A 15,953-nucleotide genomic window follows, 5' to 3' on the forward strand; every position below is an offset into this window, starting at 1 on the left:
CCGGAGCCGTCAGGTAAAGCGCCCGGCCCCGAAGGCCCGCACGTCGACCCCGGTCGCGCCGAGCAGCGCCAGCTCGGCGACGGCGGCGGCGGTCGCCGGGGCCAGCAGCACCCCGTTGCGGTGGTGACCGGTGGCGACGATCACCCCGGATTCGAGCCGGTCGATGACCGGGGCGTTGTCGGGCGTGCCCGGGCGCAGGCCGGCGAGGGTCTCGGCCAGGACGAGCTCGGCGACCCCGGGCAGCAGGTCGGCCGCCGGGTGCAGCAGGTCCAGCACGCCGCCGGCGGTGACCGTGGTGTCGGCCCCACGCTCCTCCTCGGTGGCGCCGACGACCAGCTCGCCGTCGCGGCGCGGCACGAGGTACACGTCCCGGCCCCGGGCCACGCCCCGCACGACGTGCCGCAGCAGCGGCTCGGCGCCCCGCAGCCGCAGCAGCTGGCCCTTGACCGGGCGCACCGGCAGCCCGGTCAGCGCGGCCGAGGCGGTACCGGCCGCGACGATGATCACATCGTCCCGCAGCGTGGACGGGTCGGCGACGTCCCGCGCCTCGAACCGCACCGGCAGGGTGCGCAGGGCCCGCAGCAGGAGCCGGGGGTCGACCTGGTGATCGCCGGGGGCGAGGGCGCCGCCGCGGACCCGCGGGGCCAGCAGCGGCTCGCGCTCGCGCAGCTCGCGGCCGGTCAGCGGCTCGATCGCGGTGCCGGCGCGGCGGTAGAAGCCGATGAGCCGGTCGATCTCGGCCTGGTCGTCGGCGGTGAGCGCGACGAGGAGGGTGCCGTCGGTGCGGTACGAGATCGGCAGTCCGGTCCGGGCCTCGACCCGCTCGGCGAACGAGGGCCAGCGGCGCATCGACTCGAGCATCAGCGCCTGCAGGTCCTCCTCGCCGAAGACGGCCTCGGCCGTGGGCGCGAGCATCCCGGCCGCGACCAGCCCCGCGCCTCGCCCGGGGTCGGCGTCGTACACCGTGATGTCCGCGGCCCCCCGCTCGACGAGCTCGAAGGCGACGCTGAGCCCGATGATCCCGCCGCCCACGATGCCGATGCTCACGCTCATGCCGAGAACTCCAATGCCGCCGCGTACGGGTCCGCCGCGCCGCTGATCGCACCCACCACGGCGACGGCGTGCGCCCCGGCCGCGAACAGCTCGCCGGCCCGGGCCGCGGTCACCCCGCCGATCGCCACCACCGGCACGGGCACCGCCTCGGCCACCGCGCGCACCCCGGCCGGGCCGATCGCGTCGGGCAGCCCGGTCTTCGTGGTGGTCGCGAACGCGGGCCCGACGCCGAGGTAGGAGGCCCCGTCGGCGACCGCCCGGCGCGCCGTGTGCGGGTCGCGGGCGGTCGCGCCGAGGATCGCGTGCGGGCCGAGGATGCGCCGGGCGGCGGCCACCGGCAGGTCGTCGGCGCCGACGTGCCCGCCGTCGGCGCCGGCCGCGAGCGCGAGGTGCAGCCGGTCGTTGACCAGGCACGTCCGGCCCAGCTCGCGGCACATGGCCAGCACGCGCACGGTCAGCTCGAAGGCCTCGCGATCGGTGAGGGCGTCCTCGGGGCGCACCTGCACCGTGTCGAAGCCCGCGCGCAGGGCCGCCGCGACGACCTCGAGCGGGTTGCGGCCGGGCCGGGTGTCGGTCACGAGATGCAGTCGTCCGAGGGTGGGCACCGCGATAGTTTTTCAGACATGCAGCAAGTGCGACTCGGCCGGACCGGCCTGCAGGTCTCGGAAATCTGTCTCGGCATGATGAGCTACGGCGACCCGGCCCAGCGCCCCTGGGCCCTGGACGAGGAGGGTGCCGACCCGTTCGTGCGCCGCGCGGCCGAGGCCGGAATCACGTTCTTCGACACCGCCGACGTCTACTCCCTCGGCGCCAGCGAGGTGATCACGGGCCGGCTGCTGGCGAAGTACTTCCGGCGCCGCGACGACTACGTCCTGGCCACGAAGGTCCACGGCCGGATGAGCGACGCCCCCAACGACGGCGGCCTGTCCCGCAAGCACATCCTCGCGGGCATCGACGACTCGCTGCGCCGCCTCGGCACCGACCACGTCGACCTGTACCAGATCCACCGCTGGGACCCGGCCACCCCGATCGAGGAGACGATGCGGGCCCTGCACGACGTCGTCCGGGCCGGCAAGGCCCGCTACATCGGGGCGTCCAGCATGTACGCCTGGCAGTTCTCCAAGGCCCAGTACCTCGCCCGCGAGAACGGCTGGACCCCGTTCGTGTCGATGCAGAACCATTACAACCTGGTCTACCGCGAGGAGGAGCGCGAGATGCTCCCGCTCTGCGCGGACCAGGGCGTCGGCGTGATCCCCTGGAGCCCGCTGGCCCGCGGTCTGCTGGCCGGCAACCGGGGCCGCGGCGGCGAGCGGCGCACGACCCGGGCGAACAACGACCCCTACGGCGACCAGCTGTACACCGAGGACGACTTCAACGTCGTGGACGCCAACGCCGCCCTGGCCGCCGAGCGCGGCGTCTCCCCGGCCCAGACGGCCCTGGCCTGGCTGCTGTCGAAGCCCGCGGTGACGGCCCCGATCGTCGGCGCGACGAAGCTGCACCACCTGGAGGACGCCATCGCGGCGACGGAGCTGACGCTGGACGAGCGGGAGGTCGAACGCCTCGAGTCCCCGTACGTCCCCCACCGCGTCCTCGGCCACGCCTGAGGAACCCGCCGGACGCACGAGTGCCCGGCCGGGGCGAGCCGGCCGGGCACTCGTGAAGCTGCTGCGTGGTGCTGCGGGGCGCGGGGCGAGACTAGTTGCCCGCGACGCCGAACTGGCCCTCGCCACCCGCCGAGTGGAACTCGGTGCCGTCGACGAACGACTTGCCGAAGCTGTTCTCCAGCTGGTCGAGCTCGCTGAAGTTGGCCTGGTGGGCGTTCTCGCTGCCCTCGGCCGCGAACACGTGGTCGTCCGAGGTCGCGTCGTGCGAGAAGTTCGTGTAGTCGTCCGACTCGTAGTGCACGGCCGCCGGCGCGTCGTACTCGACGTGGTGACCCTGCGCGAAGTCCGTCGACTCCGCGCTGTGGTGGTCCTGCTCGTACACGCCGAACTGGTTGTTGTAGTCGGCCTCCGAGCCCGCGGCGTGGTGCATCTGGTCCAGCGAGCCCTGCTCCTGACCGGCCTCGTAGTGGCCGTAGTCCACGTCGCCGTGACCGGTGTCGCCGGCGTCGAAGTCGCTCATTGTCGTTCCCCTTGGTCGTCGTGTTTCGCTGCGATGAACGGTACGGCCACGGTGGCGCGGAACAATCCCGGAAATGTGCCAGTGGCGGGTAGCCGACAGAAGTGAACCATGCTCGCGGAGCGAGGCGTGTCCTACCTCCGGCCGAGACCTCCGGCCCAGGCATCCGGCGCGGCCCGATACGCTTCGGCCGTGATCGGGCCGCTGGCAGTCGCCACCTACGCGCTCTCGCTCGCGCTCGCCGTCTGGGCGTTCGTGGAGTTCTTCCGCCAGCGCGAGCCCTCCCGGCCGCTGTTCGCGGGCCTCTGGCTGGTCGAGGCGCTGGTGCTCGTGCAGGTCGTCGCGCTCGTGGTCCGGCTGGCGGGCGGCGGCGAGCCGCACGGCGGGGACCTGGTCACGCTCATCGGATACCTGCTCACCGCGGTCCTGCTCCCCCCGGCCGGCATCGTGCTGGCCCGCATGGAGCCGACCCGCTGGGGATCATTGCTCATCGGCGCGGCGGCGGTCATCGTGCCCGTGCTCATCCTGCGACTCGGACAGATCTGGAATGGCTGACACACCCACATCCACCGGTCCGGCCGGCAAGCCCCTGAACCGGGGCTTCGGGCGCGTGCTCGTGTTCGTCTACGGCGTCTTCGCGCTGTCGGCGAGCGCCCGGGCCGGCGTGCAGATCGGCACCAAGTTCTCCGAGGCCCCGCTGGCCTACTCGCTGTCCGCGCTCGCCGCGCTCGTCTACATCGTGGCCACCGTCGCCCTGGCCCGCTCCAGCGCCACCTCGCGCCGGGTCGCCTGGTTCGCGGTCGGGTTCGAGCTGCTCGGGGTGCTCGCCGTGGGCACCGCGAGCCTCGTGGACGGCAAGGCGTTCCCGGACGCGACGGTCTGGTCGGACTACGGGCAGGGGTACGGGTACGTCCCCCTGGTCCTGCCGTTCATCGGACTCTTCTGGCTGTGGCGCACGAAGCGACACCAACCCGTCGCGGAGACGACAGCGGCGAAGGGCTGACTGTCCCACGATTCGCGGCATGACCACTTCCCGCGGGCCGGCCGTCATCATGTACCTGGTCGGTGCATTCGAGTTCGTGCTCGGCGCCGTCTTCTTCTCGGTCGGGAACTTCGTGCCGGAGGTGCGCACCTCGTTCATGCTGGTCGGGGGCGGGCTCGCGGCCACCGCCGTGATCCTGATCCTGGTCGGCACGCGCCTGCACCGGCGGTTCCGGGAGGCGCAGGAGGTGCGCGAGCGCGGGGTGCGCGGCACCGCGCAGGTGCTCGGCGCCCGCCAGACCGGGGTCTACATGAACGAGCAGCCGCAGGTCGCCCTCCAGCTGCGCATCACCGCGCCCGGGCACGGGACCTACGACACGACGGTCAAGGAGTACGTGCCGCTCATCGCGGCCGGCATGCTCGGCACCGGCCGCCCGCTCACGGTCCTCGTCGACCCGCTGGACCCGGCCAGGGTCGTGATCGAGTGGTCCTTCGCCGCCGGCCCGACCGCCCCGACGCCCCCTGTGCCCCCTGCCGCGTCCGCGTTCACGAAGGAGAAGATCCTCGCCACGGGGCTCCCCGGCACCATCCGGGTGCTCGCCGCCGAGTTCGCGGGCAGCCTGGACGAGCAGGGGCGGCCGGTGTACTCCACCCAGCTGCACATCACCGTCGAGGGGCGGGCCCCGGTCGCCGGGCCGGCCGTGTTCGCGGTGCCGCTCGATCGCGTCTCGGTGATGCAGCCCGGGGGCGTGATCCCGATCAAGGCGGACCCGTCCGACCCGATGAAGTTCGCGGCCGACTGGGACCGGCTCGCGACCGGGTGAGCGGCCCCGCAGGCCTCAGCGGAAGTCGCGGCTCGCGGAGCGGATCGGCAGGCTCAGCACCGCCAGGTGATCGGCCCGCAGGTTGAGCACGCCCTCGGCCTTCTCGAGCACCCCGCGGATCACCATCGCGTTCGCCGTTCGCGCGACCTTGCGGTACCGCTGCCAAAGCCCCGGCGTGCAGGTCACGTTCAGCATCCCGGTCTCGTCCTCGAGGTTGATGAACGTGACCCCGCCCGCCGTGGCCGGGCGCTGGCGGTGGGTGACGATCCCGCCGACCGACACCCGGCGCCCGGCCGAGACCCCGTGCAGGGCCTCGACCGGGACGGCGCCGATGGTGTCGAGGTAGGGGCGGGCGAACTGGGCCGGGTGCGCGTCCGGGGCCAGGCCGGTCGCCCACACGTCGGCGACCATCCGCTCGACCGCGTCCATCCCGGGCAACATCGGGGCGTGCTGGCCGCCGACCGTGCCGGGCAGCCGGTTCGCCGTCTCGCGGGCCGCGGCGCCGGCCGCCCACAGCGCCTCGCGCCGGGTGAGCCCGAGGCTCGCGAAGGCGTCCGCGGTCGCCAGTGCCTCCAGCTGTACCGCCGACAGGCCGGCCCGCCGCGCGACGTCGGTCAGCGAGGTGTAGGGGCCGCCCTCCGCCCGGACCGCCGCGATGCGCTCGGCCACCGCGTCGCCCAGCGTGCGCACGGACTTGAAGCCGAGCCGGACGGCGGGGCCGCCGCGGCCCCAGTCGCGCGGGGCGTCCGGGATCTCGTCCAGGTGCTCCCCCTCCAGCGTGGCCGCCGCGGCACTCGCGTTGATGTCGGGCCGGCGCACCTCCACCCCGTGCCGGCGGGCGTCGTCGACCAGGGACTGCGGCGAGTAGAAGCCCATCGGCTGGGCGTTGAGCAGCGCGGCGCAGAACGCGGCCGGGTGATACCGCTTGAGCCACGCGCTCGCGTAGACCAGGTAGGCGAAGCTCATCGCGTGGCTCTCCGGGAAGCCGTAGTTGGCGAACGCGGCCAGCTTGTCGAACAGCTCCACGGCCAGCGGGCCGGTGATGCCGTTGCGGGCCATGCCGGCGAAGAGCCGGTCGCGGATCGCGCTCATCCGCTCGATCGAGCGCTTCGAGCCCATGGCCCGGCGCAGCTCGTCGGACTCGGCGGGGGTGAACCCGGCGACGTCGATGGCCATCTGCATGAGCTGCTCCTGGAACAGCGGCACGCCGAGGGTCTTCTGCAGCGAGGGCCTGAGCAGCTCGTGCGGATAGGTGATCTCCTCCTGGCCGTTCTTGCGGCGGATGTACGGGTGCACGGAGCCGCCCTGGATCGGACCCGGTCTGATCAGCGCGACCTCGACGACCAGGTCGTAGAACTCGCGGGGCTTGAGCCGCGGCAGGGTCGCCATCTGGGCCCGGCTCTCCACCTGGAACACGCCCACGGAGTCGGCGCGGCAGAGCATGTCGTAGACCTCGGGGTCGTCCAGGGGCATGTGCGCGATGTCCAGCTCGGAGTCGATCATCTCGAAGGCGTACCGCAGCGCCGAGAGCATGCCCAGGCCCAGCAGGTCGAACTTGACCAGCCCGACGGCCGCGCAGTCGTCCTTGTCCCACTGCAGGACGGTCCGGTTCTCCATGCGGGCGTGCTCGACCGGGCACACCTCGATCACGGGCCGGTCGCAGATGACCATGCCGCCGGAGTGGATGCCGAGGTGCCGCGGGAAGGTCAGCAGCTCGTTGGCGAAGTCCACGACGGGCTTGGGAATCTCCTCCACCTCGTCGACGCTCGCTGTTTTTCCGGCGTTCACGCCCGCGGTGCTCGCAGGCTCGCTCCTCGCGCTCACATGTCCCCAATGCTCGACCTGCTTGCTCCACGCGTCCTGCTGGCCCGGCGAGTGGCCGAACGCCTTGGCCATGTCGCGGACGGCGGACTTCGGGCGGTACGAGATGACGTTGGCGACCTGGGCCGTGAAGGTGCGCCCGTACTTGCCGTAGACGTGCTGGATGACCTCCTCGCGCCGGTCGGACTCGATGTCGATGTCGATGTCCGGCGGCCCGTCGCGCTCCGGGGACAGGAAGCGCTCGAACAGCAGCCCCCAGCGCACCGCGTCGACATTGGTGATCTTGAGTGCGTAGCAGACCGCGGAGTTGGCCGCCGAGCCCCGGCCCTGGCAGTAGATGCCGTTGTCGCGGCAGAAGGTGACGATGTCGTGGACCACCAGGAAGTACCCCGGAAAGTCCAGCTCCTCGATCAGCGCCAGCTCGTGTTCGAGCTGTTCGTGGGCCTTCTGGTTGCCGGGGTACCGCTCCTTCGCGCCCTGCGCCGTGAGGTGGCGCAGCCACTCCATCTCGCTCACGCCGGGCCGGGGCACCGGGTAGGCGGGCAGGTTCGGGGCCACCAGCTGCAGGTCGAAGGCGAGCTCGCGGCCGAGTCTCGCCGCGTTCGGTACGGCATCCGGGAAAGCGGCGAACCGGCGGGCCATCTCCTCGCCGGAGCGCAGGTAGGCCGAGCCGGCGGCCGGGAGCCAGCCGTCGATCTCGTCGAGGCTGCGGCGGGCCCGGACCGCGGCCAGCGCGGTGGCGAGCCTGCGCTGCCGGGGCTGGGCGTAGTGGACGTTGTTGGTGGCGATGGTCGTGAGGCCGGGGTGCAGGCCGGCCAGGGCGTCGTTGCGCTCGTCGTCCAGGGGGTCGCCGTGCGAGGTCAGCTCGACGACCACCGACTCCGGGCCGAAGAGCGCGGTGAGCCTGTCGAGCTCCTTGCGGGCCGCGTCCGGGCCGTGTTCGAGCAGGGCCGCGGGCACCGGGCCCTTGCGGCAGCCGGTGAGCAGCACGACGTGGTCGCGCAGGGCGGCGGCGGTCTGCTCCAGGTCGTACACCGGGCGGCCCTTCTCGCCGCCGCGCAGGTGCGCCTCGCTGAGCACGCGGGAGAGCCGGGCGTAGCCCTCGGGGCCCCGGGCGAGCAGCAGCAGGTGCCGGCCGAGCGGGTCGGGCTCGCCGTTCTGCGGGCCGGGCAGGCCGAGGGAGAGCTCCGCGCCGAACACCGTGCGCAGCCCGAGCGCCCGGGCGGCCTCGGCGAAGCGCACGACGCCGTAGAAGCCGTCGTGGTCGGTGATCGCGAGCGTCTCCAGCCCCAGGCGCGCGGCGGTCTCGGCCAGGTCCTCGGGGTGGCTCGCGCCGTCGAGGAAGCTGAAGTTGCTGTGGCAGTGCAGCTCGGCGTACGGGACGGTCGATTCCCGGTAGTCGATGTCTGGTTTCTGGTACTCCGGGCGCTTGCGGGACCATGCCGGGCCGTCGCCACCGTCGGCCGCCAGCACGTCCGGGTGGTAGTCCGGGCCGGGCGGCTCCCAGCTCATGCTCTGTTCGAGCCGCTTCCACGGGATGTCGGGATTGGTGAAGCCCATCAGTCGTACAGCGCTTCCATGAACCAGGCTCCGTTCCGCAGTACCGCCAGATAGGCGCGCTCGTCCTCCAGCTGGAGCTGGAAGCGGGCCGCCCTGGTGGCCTCCTCCTCGTCCCACCAGCGCTCGTCGATCGGCCAGGGGCCGGCCCAGGCCTTGATCTCGACCGCCGGGTCGTCGGCGATCACGGCGTACCTGGGCGGACCGCTCAGGTCCAGCCGGCCGCTCACCTGGACCCTCCGGTGGTGCTCGTCGAGGACCTCGGCGGGGATGGGCTCGGGGTAGACGGTCGCGGGGCTCGGGCCCGGGACGCGGCCCGGCCACGGGGCCTCGGTGCCCCGCGCGACCCGCTCGTCGCCCCAGGCCACGAGGCGGATGCGGCTCTTGTCGGCGCGGCCGCCGTCGAGCACGGCGGTGAGCACGGCGTCGGGGCCGAGAAGTCCCTGGACGCGGCTCATCGCCCGGTGCGCCCGGTCGCGCTCCTCGCCGGCCTCGCCCCAGAGGCCGGGCTGCAGCCCGAGGTGCTCGACCATCCCTTCTGGGACGAGTCTGATTTTGGCGATTCGTTTCTCGTGTCCGCTCCGCTCGGGTCTCTTCGCTTGTCCGAGCTGTTCGCGCCGGACCCACCCCTCCAGCTGCCAGCGCAGGCGATCGGCGACGGCGTTCACGCTCAGCAGGCCGTCGTGGCGCCAGGTGCGCACCAGTTCCTCGCCGGTCTCCGTGGTCGCCTCGATCGCCAGGCGGGTGCAGGCCAGCCCGTGCGAGGCGAGCCGGTCGTGCAGCCGCTCGGCGAGCCCCCGGGCGGCGAACGCGGCCGCGTCGACGCGCTCGATCGGCTCGTCGAACGCCTCGCTCACGTCGAGATCGGGCGGCGTGCGGCGCGGGGCGAGGGGCCGCTCGTCGCGCCCGCCGGCCAGCCGGTGCGCGAGCGCCGCGTCGAACCCGAACCGGTCCAGCACGTCGGCCCCCGGCAGCGCCGCGAACTCCCCGAGCGTGTGGATGCCGAGCCGCCGGAGCAGGTCGACGAGGTTGGGCCGCCCGATCGCCGCGATGCTCAGCCCCGCCAGGAAGTCCGCGGTCCCGCCGTCCGGCACCAGGACCCCCGCCCGCGCGGCCAGCCCCGCCGCGAACGTGCCCTCGGCGATGCCGGCCTGCGCCTCGACGCCGCACTGCTGCGCGATCTGCTCGACGATCCGCTCGGCCGAGGCCGCCTCGCCGCCGTAGTACCGCGCGGGCCCGCGAGCGGCCAGCGCGCACGCCCCCGGCCGCAGCGCCTCGACCCCGGCCGCGATGCCCTCGACGGCCGCGAGGACGGGCTCGAACGCGACCATGTCGCGGCCGGGGTCGTGCTCCAGCACGATCAGGTGGGGGCAGCGCCCCTGGGCCTCGCGCTTGCGCAGCCCGCGCTTCACGCCCTCCTCCCGCGCGGCCGGGGACGCGACGAGCACCCGGTTCGCGTGCAGGACGGCGACGGGCTCCTGGGCCGGGTAGCCGTCCACGATCTCGGCCGCCACGATCGGCCAGTCGGGGCACCAGATCACCATCGTCCGCACGGTCCTCGTCACCCCACCCTGCGCAGCGGGCCGTCCAGCACCGCGTCGTTCCCGGGCCCGGCCGCCGCCGGCCTGCTCTGCGCCGGCCTGCTCTGTGCTGGCCCGGCCATCGCCGGCCTGCTCTGTGCCGGCCCGGCCACCGCCGGCCTGCTCTGTGCCGGCCCGGCCACCGCCGGCCTGCTCTGTGCCGGCCCGGCCACCGCCGGCAGCACACCCGAGATCTCGGGGAGCCGCAGCGTGACCTCGCGCGGCGCGGCGGCGGACCCGCGCCCCCGGGCCTGGATGGTGAGCTCCCGGGCCCGCAGGCGCCCACGCCCGGCCCCGAGCCCGGCCCAGGCCCGGCGAATCGGCGCGAGGACCAGGTCGGCCCCCGCCCACGACCCGGCGGGCATGAGCACACTGCCCCGCTGCCGGGCCCGGGCCGCCAGCCGCGAGGCCACGACGGGCGCGATCGGCCCCGGCGGCGCCGCGACGACGATGTCGAACCCGTCGAGCAGCGCGGCCACGATGGTGGTCCACTCGGTGCCGGGATGCGGCACGAGCGCGAGCCGCTCGAGCGCGATCCCCATCTCGGCGGCCGCGACCGGGCTGAGCGCCGGCAGCCCGACGACCGCGCACCAGGACCCGCTCCTCGAGGCCGCCGCGAGCAGGGCGAGCAGCACGGAGGAGGTGTGCACGGCCACGGTCGCCCCGCGGCGCAGCCCGCCGCCGGGGAGGAGGTCTCGCAGGCCGGCGAGCACGGGCAGCGTCTTCGCGCCGGCGAGGATCTCGGCGTCGCGCTCACCGGCCGTGCGTACCACGCCGCCCAGCCCCGTGGCCTGCACGACCTGCAGCCCTGCGGTCCGCCTTCCCCCAACGCCGCTCTCGGCGCTCTCCGTGCGCTCAGCGCTCCGGCGGCTTCCGGCGGTTTCCGCGCCGCTCCGTCTCGCGGGGCTCTCGACGCTTCGGCGCTCTCCGGCCGGCGGTCCGGCGGATGTCGCCGCGCCGATGGCCGTGACCGTGGCGCTGCCCTGGTTCCGGGTGGCCAGCCCGCGCACGAAGGCCCGGGCCTCCCCCAGCGCACCACCGGGTTCCGGCCCGCCCTCGGAGTCCGCGGCCGCCGAACGATCGAGGCGCCGAGCGGCCCGGCCCCCGACGACACTGATCGTGGACCAGTCGTCATCCTCGGGGCGCACGTCGTCGTACGCTCCGCCCTCGAACTCGGCGACCACCGAAGCCGATGTGCCAGCCACGGCTCCTTGCTCCCCCACCTGTTGTGCTACCCGGCCTCCCGGCGAAACCCCGGAAGATAAGTCTGCATAAATACGGGCAAATCGCCCTCAGGTCGCTACGCCACCTGGCGACGAGCGACCGCTCAGTCCTCGCGCTCGCCGCCGGCGGATTCGCCCGGCGGCGCGGTGAGGAATCCGGGCCACGCGGCCCCGGGCGGAACGAACGACACCGAGACCGATCCCCCCGAGGAGGCCGCGACCGGCGCGTACTCGACGGTGGGGGCCACCGGCACAAACGCGGGCGCGACGGTAGGGGCCACCGGCACGAACGCGGGCCCGACAGTGAGGGCCACCGGCACAAACGCGGGCCCGACAGTGGGGGCCATCGGCACGAACGCGGGAACGGGCACGGCAACGTCGAGCGCCGGAATCCCGGCCACGGCAACAACACGCCCGCCCACGTCGGCCGACCGCACGCCGGACACGGCACCGGCACCCTCGGACGCGCCGGCCGGCTGGGTTCCGGACACGGCGCTGGCACCTTCGGACACGCTGGCCGGCTGGCCTCCGGGCAACCCGGCACCGCACTCGGACGCGTCGGCACTGAGCGGCCGAACCCCGGACACGTCGGCAACGCGCCCGGACACGGCGACCGGCTGCCCTCCGGACACGGCAACCGGCTGGACCCCGGACACGGCGGCGTTGAACGGTTGCGCGGCCTCGGCAATCTTGGCCTCGGCCTCGATTACGGTCACGGCCTCGTGATCGTCGTGTTCGGAGCCGGGCTCGAACTCGATCGGCGGCTTGAACTCGACCACGGGGACAGCCCGAGGCGCGACGACGGATACTTCACCGCCCGCGACGGGCTCGAACAGCGACACGGGCGCGGGTGGGCGCGCCGCAGGCTTGGAGGGCGAGGACGCAAGCGCGCCCGGGTCCGGCACCGAGCCGGAGCGCGAGAAAACGGCCGAAACCGATCGCGCAGCCCGTCCAGGCACCGACGAGCCCGGCGCGCTCCTCGCGCTTGAGCGCGGCCCGGCGCTGCTCACCGAACGGCGCGGCGCCGGGTCGGTGCGCTCCGGCGCGGCGGGAGCCGAGGTGCGGGAGGGCGCCGAGGAGCCGGCACGTGCCGCGGGATAGGCGGGGGACGAGGAGCTGACGGGCATGCGGGTCGAAGAGCTTGACGCGCTTCTCGTGTCCGGGCGTGAGCCAGCACCGGCTGCGGTGTGGTCCGACGGCGCCGGAGTGCCCCGTGAGGCCGAAGCACTGGATGCCACCGAGGGCGCCGGTGGAACCGAGCGCGCGAGTGGAACCAAGGGCGCTGATGAAACCGAGGGCGCTGGTAAGGCCGAGGGTGCAGGTGGCGCTGGTGGCGCTGGTGGCACCGAAGCGCTGGGTGCCCTGAGCGCAGCTGGGACCGCCGGCGCCAGTGGGGCCGGAGTGCTGGGTGGGGCCGGAGTGCTGGGTGGGGCCGGAGTGCTGGGTGGGGCCGGAGTGCTGGGTGGGGCCGGAGTGCTGGGTGGGGCCGGGGGCTCGGGTGGCGATGAGCGCGGGCGGCTGGTGGTGGCGGGCACGGGCTTGGTGGGGTGGCGGGTCAGCTGGCCAGGCCTTCGAGCCTCGGCTGGTATGAGTAGCCGAGGGCGACCTCGACGACGGCGATGAACTGCTCCGCGGAGCGCATCAGGTCGTCGGCCTCGCGGGCGGTGACCACGCGCGGGATGCCGGCCTCGGCCGCGGAGCGCTTGCTCGCGGTCGAGGCGAAGAAGGCGGACCACTCGCTCAGCTCCGGGGCGACCAGGACCAGCAGGGACCAGACGCTGGTCACTCGGCTGCGGCGGCCGGGGGCGGCGGGGACGGCGCGGGCGGCCAGGACCGCGGCGGCCGCGCGCAGGGCGGCCAGGTGGGCGGTCGCGTAGCGCATGCCGTCGGCGCGGATCTCGGCGGCCTCTTCCAGGCCGTGGCGGGCCATGGTGAGCAGCTCGCGCGGGGTGCGGTGGGGAAGCGCGTGCGCGGGGATCGGGAGCTGCCGGCGGGACGCACCGCCGTCCGGCCCGGCGGTCGAGGCGGGGCCCGGGAAACGACTGATGTTGGACGAGCTGGTCGATCGGTTCGTCGGCATCGGTGCTCTCCCTCGGTGGTGCGTCGGCAGGGTCGTGCCTGCGCCTGTGGGTGCGCGTGGTGCGCATGCCGGGCCGTCGCGGGGGGAGTCGCGACCGCCTGGCGGTGTGGATCAGCTCCCGCCGGTCGGGCGAAAGCTTCGGAGCCTCGGCCGCGGGTGCGCGGGAGTCGGCCGGAGCCGGCTTCCAGTCACGCCGCGATCGGGGTGGAGCGGTGGAGCCCGGGGAACGGATGGAACTTGGAAAACGGATGAAGTTGTAGGTCGAGCGGGTGCCGGTCCGCGACTGCGACGGCGTGCCGGTCGGGCGTGGAGCTTCCCCACACCACACCCGACCGGCTGGGTCGCCGTCCGCCGCCCGGGGGTCGTGGGCGGCGAACGGCGGCCCCGCCTGAGGCCAGACCCGCGAAAATCCGGCCTCCGCGGTGTCGCGGACCGCGCTCGGGATCAGCGCCGCGAATCGCTTTCCCGAAGCAGTTCGAACACTCGTTCGATGGGTTTAGAGTACACCGTGGGGTTCGTGCGCGGCAGTGGTTGGGCCAGGTTTTTCGAACATCCGTTCGGGTGATCATCCCTGCGACCACCGGCGGCACGGGAGCCAAGATCAGAGCCGGAGCCCGAGCCCGACGGCGGCCGGCCGAGGCCACAGCCCTGGGGCGACGCCGAGCGGCCGAGGCCACAGCCCCGGGGCGACGCCGAGCGGCCAAAGCCAGAGCCCCCGGGGTGACGCCGACCGGCCGAGGCCAGAGCCCCGGGGTGACGCCGACCGGCCGAGGCCAGAGCCCCGGGGCGACGCCGACCGGCCGAGGCCAGAGCCCCGGGGCGACGCCGACCGGCCGAAGCCAACGCCAGGGTCAGAGCCCGGATGCGAGCACGGCTGGGCGAAGTCATGCATCCTCCCAGGCCGGGGTCAGGCGCTCGCCCAGGAAGCGGGCCATGTCCGCGACCTCGGCCTCGATGGCGCCCCGCACCTTGCCCGGCAGGCGACCGGAGGCGAACGGCCGGAGCACGACCCGCCGGCCGGAGCGGCGCCACACGCCGGCGACCTGGCCCTCGACCAGGAAGGTGGGGGCGATGAGGCCGCCGCCGGCATTGACGCGGCGGGCGTGTTCGGGGGGCAGGATGAAGGCGCGGTCGTGGTACCCCAGCAGGATCGCGTCGAACTGGCCCAGCAACCGCGCAGGCGGGACCGCCGCGGCCAGGCCCGCGGGGTCCGAGCACAGGGTCAGGGCGCGCCGGGCGGTGGGCAGCGGCAGGCCCGACCAGGCGGCGAGGTCGGCCTCGTTCGCGGGGCCGTAGCCGAGCAGGTAGCGCCGGGCCAGCTCGGCCAGGGCCGCGTCGCCGGAGAAGCGGCGCGGGCCGCCGGTCGTCGCCGCGGCGCGGATCTCGTCGGCGAGGAGCACCGTCGGGCGGCCGCGCACGTCGGGGCCGCGGCAGACCAGGCCCGCGGAGGCGGCGCAGGCCACCAGGTGGGCGGGCGCCTGGCCGGACTCCTCGACGCGCACGCCGCGGCGGACCAGGCGCGCGATCAGCTCGGCGCGGTCCATCGGGCCCGCGCCGGCCAGGATGCCGGGCAGCTCGGCCAGGGCCTGCTCGACGACCCCGTCGACGACGCCGAGCTCCTCGCGCCGGCGCTGCCCCGCGGCCCGGTTGAGCGGGCCGAAGAGGTCGGTCAGCCAGCCGAGGTCGGCCGCGGCGACCAGGTGCAGGGTGCCGCGCATCAGCCACGTGCGGGCCAGCTCGCCGCGGGCCAGGGCGCGGTCGACGTCGGCGGCGGTCACGTCCCGGCTGCGGGCCCGCACGGCGAGGCGGGCCGCGGGCCAGGACTGCGCCTGCACGCCCACCAGCCGCTCGACCGCGGCCAGCACGCCGTCCGCGGGTGGCCCGGACAGCAGCTGGGCCCGCATCCGCCGCGCCCCTACCGTCATATCCGCACCATAGCGGCGGGGTACGACAAAAAGAGCCGTGGGAACGGACATGTCGCCCAGCGCCGTATAAATCCGATATGTCGGCCGCTTCGGCCGCGAAGCGGCCGACATATCGGACCCAAAACGCAGGCCCGGGGCGGCGCCGAACGAACAAGAGGGCTGGGGTCCACAACGAAAAGGCTGGGCCCAGGGCCGAACGAAAGCAACGGAGGAGCCGGGCCCGGAAAACAAAGAGCAGCAGGCCGAGACCGGGAGGGCAAGATAGAAGGCATGCAGCCTCACCCCAACGTCCAGGCGATCCAGGACGCGCTCGACGCCGCCGGGGCCCGCGACCAATCCGGCCGCCCGTGCCAGGTCAAGGTGCTCACCGAGCCGGTCCACACCGCCGCCGCGGCCGCCGCCGCGCTCGGCATCGAGGTCGGCCAGATCGCCAACTCGCTGATCTTCAACGCTGACGGGGAGCCGCTGCTCGTGCTCACGTCCGGCGCGCACCGGGTCGACACGGCCAAGGTCGCCGCGCTGCTCGGCATCGCCAAGCTCAAGCGCGCCGAGCCGGACTTCGTGCGCGTCAACACGGGCCAGGTCATCGGCGGGGTGTCGCCGCTGGGCCACCCGAAACCGCTGCGCACGCTGGTGGACGTGGATCTCGGGCAGTACGGCGAGGTCTGGGCCGCGGGCGGCATCCCGCAGGCGGTCTTCCCGATCACGTACGCGGAGCTGGTGCGCATCACCAGCGGTACCGCCGCCGAGGTGGCGTGACCGTCCGGCTGCACGTGTGGCGGGTGCCG

Annotated in this window: 14 protein-coding genes; 5 read left to right on the plus strand and 9 right to left on the minus strand. The window is 74.2% G+C overall.

What is annotated here, in order from left to right; genetic code table 11:
• Positions 1-9: 9 nt before the first annotated feature.
• Positions 10-1,053, minus strand: a complete 1,044-nt coding sequence (gene thiO / locus ACQP1P_RS39180; RefSeq protein ID WP_433079085.1) for a glycine oxidase ThiO — start codon at positions 1,051-1,053, stop codon at positions 10-12.
• Complete coding sequence (thiE, locus tag ACQP1P_RS39185; protein WP_433079087.1) at positions 1,050-1,658, minus strand: thiamine phosphate synthase; 609 nt, start codon at positions 1,656-1,658, stop codon at positions 1,050-1,052. Before thiE ends, thiO begins: the two co-directional genes overlap by 4 nt.
• A gap of 18 nt (positions 1,659-1,676) precedes the next feature.
• Between thiE and ACQP1P_RS39190 the strand changes: the two genes are divergently transcribed.
• A complete protein-coding gene (locus ACQP1P_RS39190; protein ID WP_433079089.1) occupies positions 1,677-2,657 on the plus strand; it encodes an aldo/keto reductase in 981 nt (326 codons plus the stop codon).
• Positions 2,658-2,748: 91 nt separating this feature from the next.
• Here the strand turns inward: ACQP1P_RS39190 and ACQP1P_RS39195 are convergent, their stop codons facing one another.
• Positions 2,749-3,177: a hypothetical protein gene (locus ACQP1P_RS39195; RefSeq protein ID WP_433079091.1), complete on the minus strand. Its 429-nt coding sequence runs from the start codon at positions 3,175-3,177 to the stop codon at positions 2,749-2,751.
• 189 nt (positions 3,178-3,366) lie between these two features.
• Between ACQP1P_RS39195 and ACQP1P_RS39200 the strand changes: the two genes are divergently transcribed.
• Genes ACQP1P_RS39200 through ACQP1P_RS39210 form a run of 3 tightly spaced genes read left to right on the plus strand, consistent with a single transcriptional unit; the run spans position 3,367 to position 4,979 of the window.
• Positions 3,367-3,729 (plus strand): hypothetical protein, encoded by a 363-nt coding sequence (locus tag ACQP1P_RS39200; protein ID WP_433079093.1) that lies wholly within the window; start codon positions 3,367-3,369, stop codon positions 3,727-3,729.
• Positions 3,722-4,177: a hypothetical protein gene (locus ACQP1P_RS39205; RefSeq protein ID WP_433079095.1), complete on the plus strand. Its 456-nt coding sequence runs from the start codon at positions 3,722-3,724 to the stop codon at positions 4,175-4,177. Before ACQP1P_RS39200 ends, ACQP1P_RS39205 begins: the two co-directional genes overlap by 8 nt.
• A gap of 19 nt (positions 4,178-4,196) precedes the next feature.
• Entirely contained in the window at positions 4,197-4,979 is a 783-nt protein-coding gene (locus ACQP1P_RS39210; protein WP_433079097.1) for a hypothetical protein, read from the plus strand.
• Between the two features lie 15 nt (positions 4,980-4,994).
• Here the strand turns inward: ACQP1P_RS39210 and ACQP1P_RS39215 are convergent, their stop codons facing one another.
• The 6 genes from ACQP1P_RS39215 to ACQP1P_RS39240 all read right to left on the minus strand — a co-directional run bounded on the left by ACQP1P_RS39215 (position 4,995) and on the right by ACQP1P_RS39240 (position 15,165).
• Positions 4,995-8,360 (minus strand): error-prone DNA polymerase, encoded by a 3,366-nt coding sequence (locus tag ACQP1P_RS39215; protein WP_433079099.1) that lies wholly within the window; start codon positions 8,358-8,360, stop codon positions 4,995-4,997.
• Positions 8,360-9,901 carry a DNA polymerase Y family protein gene (locus tag ACQP1P_RS39220; protein ID WP_433090290.1) on the minus strand — a complete coding sequence of 514 codons (1,542 nt, stop codon included), beginning with the start codon at positions 9,899-9,901 and terminating at the stop codon, positions 8,360-8,362. Before ACQP1P_RS39220 ends, ACQP1P_RS39215 begins: the two co-directional genes overlap by 1 nt.
• Positions 9,902-9,918: 17 nt before the next feature.
• Complete coding sequence (locus ACQP1P_RS39225) at positions 9,919-10,743, minus strand: hypothetical protein (RefSeq protein ID WP_433090292.1); 825 nt, start codon at positions 10,741-10,743, stop codon at positions 9,919-9,921.
• A gap of 521 nt (positions 10,744-11,264) precedes the next feature.
• Complete coding sequence (locus tag ACQP1P_RS39230) at positions 11,265-11,939, minus strand: hypothetical protein (RefSeq protein WP_433079101.1); 675 nt, start codon at positions 11,937-11,939, stop codon at positions 11,265-11,267.
• Between the two features lie 776 nt (positions 11,940-12,715).
• Positions 12,716-13,240 carry an SAV_6107 family HEPN domain-containing protein gene (locus ACQP1P_RS39235; RefSeq protein WP_433079103.1) on the minus strand — a complete coding sequence of 175 codons (525 nt, stop codon included), beginning with the start codon at positions 13,238-13,240 and terminating at the stop codon, positions 12,716-12,718.
• Between the two features lie 884 nt (positions 13,241-14,124).
• Positions 14,125-15,165, minus strand: a complete 1,041-nt coding sequence (locus tag ACQP1P_RS39240; RefSeq protein WP_433079105.1) for a winged helix DNA-binding domain-containing protein — start codon at positions 15,163-15,165, stop codon at positions 14,125-14,127.
• A gap of 270 nt (positions 15,166-15,435) precedes the next feature.
• Here ACQP1P_RS39240 and ACQP1P_RS39245 point away from each other — a divergent pair, with 270 nt between their 5' ends.
• Positions 15,436-15,924 carry a YbaK/EbsC family protein gene (locus ACQP1P_RS39245; RefSeq protein ID WP_433079107.1) on the plus strand — a complete coding sequence of 163 codons (489 nt, stop codon included), beginning with the start codon at positions 15,436-15,438 and terminating at the stop codon, positions 15,922-15,924.
• Positions 15,925-15,953 lie beyond the last annotated feature (29 nt).

The organism is Dactylosporangium sp. CA-052675, from assembly GCF_050947935.1.
GTDB lineage: Bacteria > Actinomycetota > Actinomycetes > Mycobacteriales > Micromonosporaceae > Dactylosporangium.

What these genes read in the sequence shown, in the direction of transcription:
- thiO (WP_433079085.1), bottom strand. Translation starts at nt 1,053, where the DNA reads ATGAGCGTGAGCATCGGCATCGTGGGCGGCGGGATCATCGGGCTCAGC.
- ACQP1P_RS39190 (WP_433079089.1), top strand. Translation starts at nt 1,677, where the DNA reads ATGCAGCAAGTGCGACTCGGCCGGACCGGCCTGCAGGTCTCGGAAATC.
- ACQP1P_RS39195 (WP_433079091.1), bottom strand. Translation starts at nt 3,177, where the DNA reads ATGAGCGACTTCGACGCCGGCGACACCGGTCACGGCGACGTGGACTAC.
- ACQP1P_RS39205 (WP_433079095.1), top strand. Translation starts at nt 3,722, where the DNA reads ATGGCTGACACACCCACATCCACCGGTCCGGCCGGCAAGCCCCTGAAC.
- ACQP1P_RS39210 (WP_433079097.1), top strand. Translation starts at nt 4,197, where the DNA reads ATGACCACTTCCCGCGGGCCGGCCGTCATCATGTACCTGGTCGGTGCA.
- ACQP1P_RS39215 (WP_433079099.1), bottom strand. Translation starts at nt 8,360, where the DNA reads ATGGGCTTCACCAATCCCGACATCCCGTGGAAGCGGCTCGAACAGAGC.
- ACQP1P_RS39220 (WP_433090290.1), bottom strand. Translation starts at nt 9,901, where the DNA reads ATGGTGATCTGGTGCCCCGACTGGCCGATCGTGGCGGCCGAGATCGTG.
- ACQP1P_RS39235 (WP_433079103.1), bottom strand. Translation starts at nt 13,240, where the DNA reads ATGCCGACGAACCGATCGACCAGCTCGTCCAACATCAGTCGTTTCCCG.
- ACQP1P_RS39240 (WP_433079105.1), bottom strand. Translation starts at nt 15,165, where the DNA reads ATGACGGTAGGGGCGCGGCGGATGCGGGCCCAGCTGCTGTCCGGGCCA.
- ACQP1P_RS39245 (WP_433079107.1), top strand. Translation starts at nt 15,436, where the DNA reads ATGCAGCCTCACCCCAACGTCCAGGCGATCCAGGACGCGCTCGACGCC.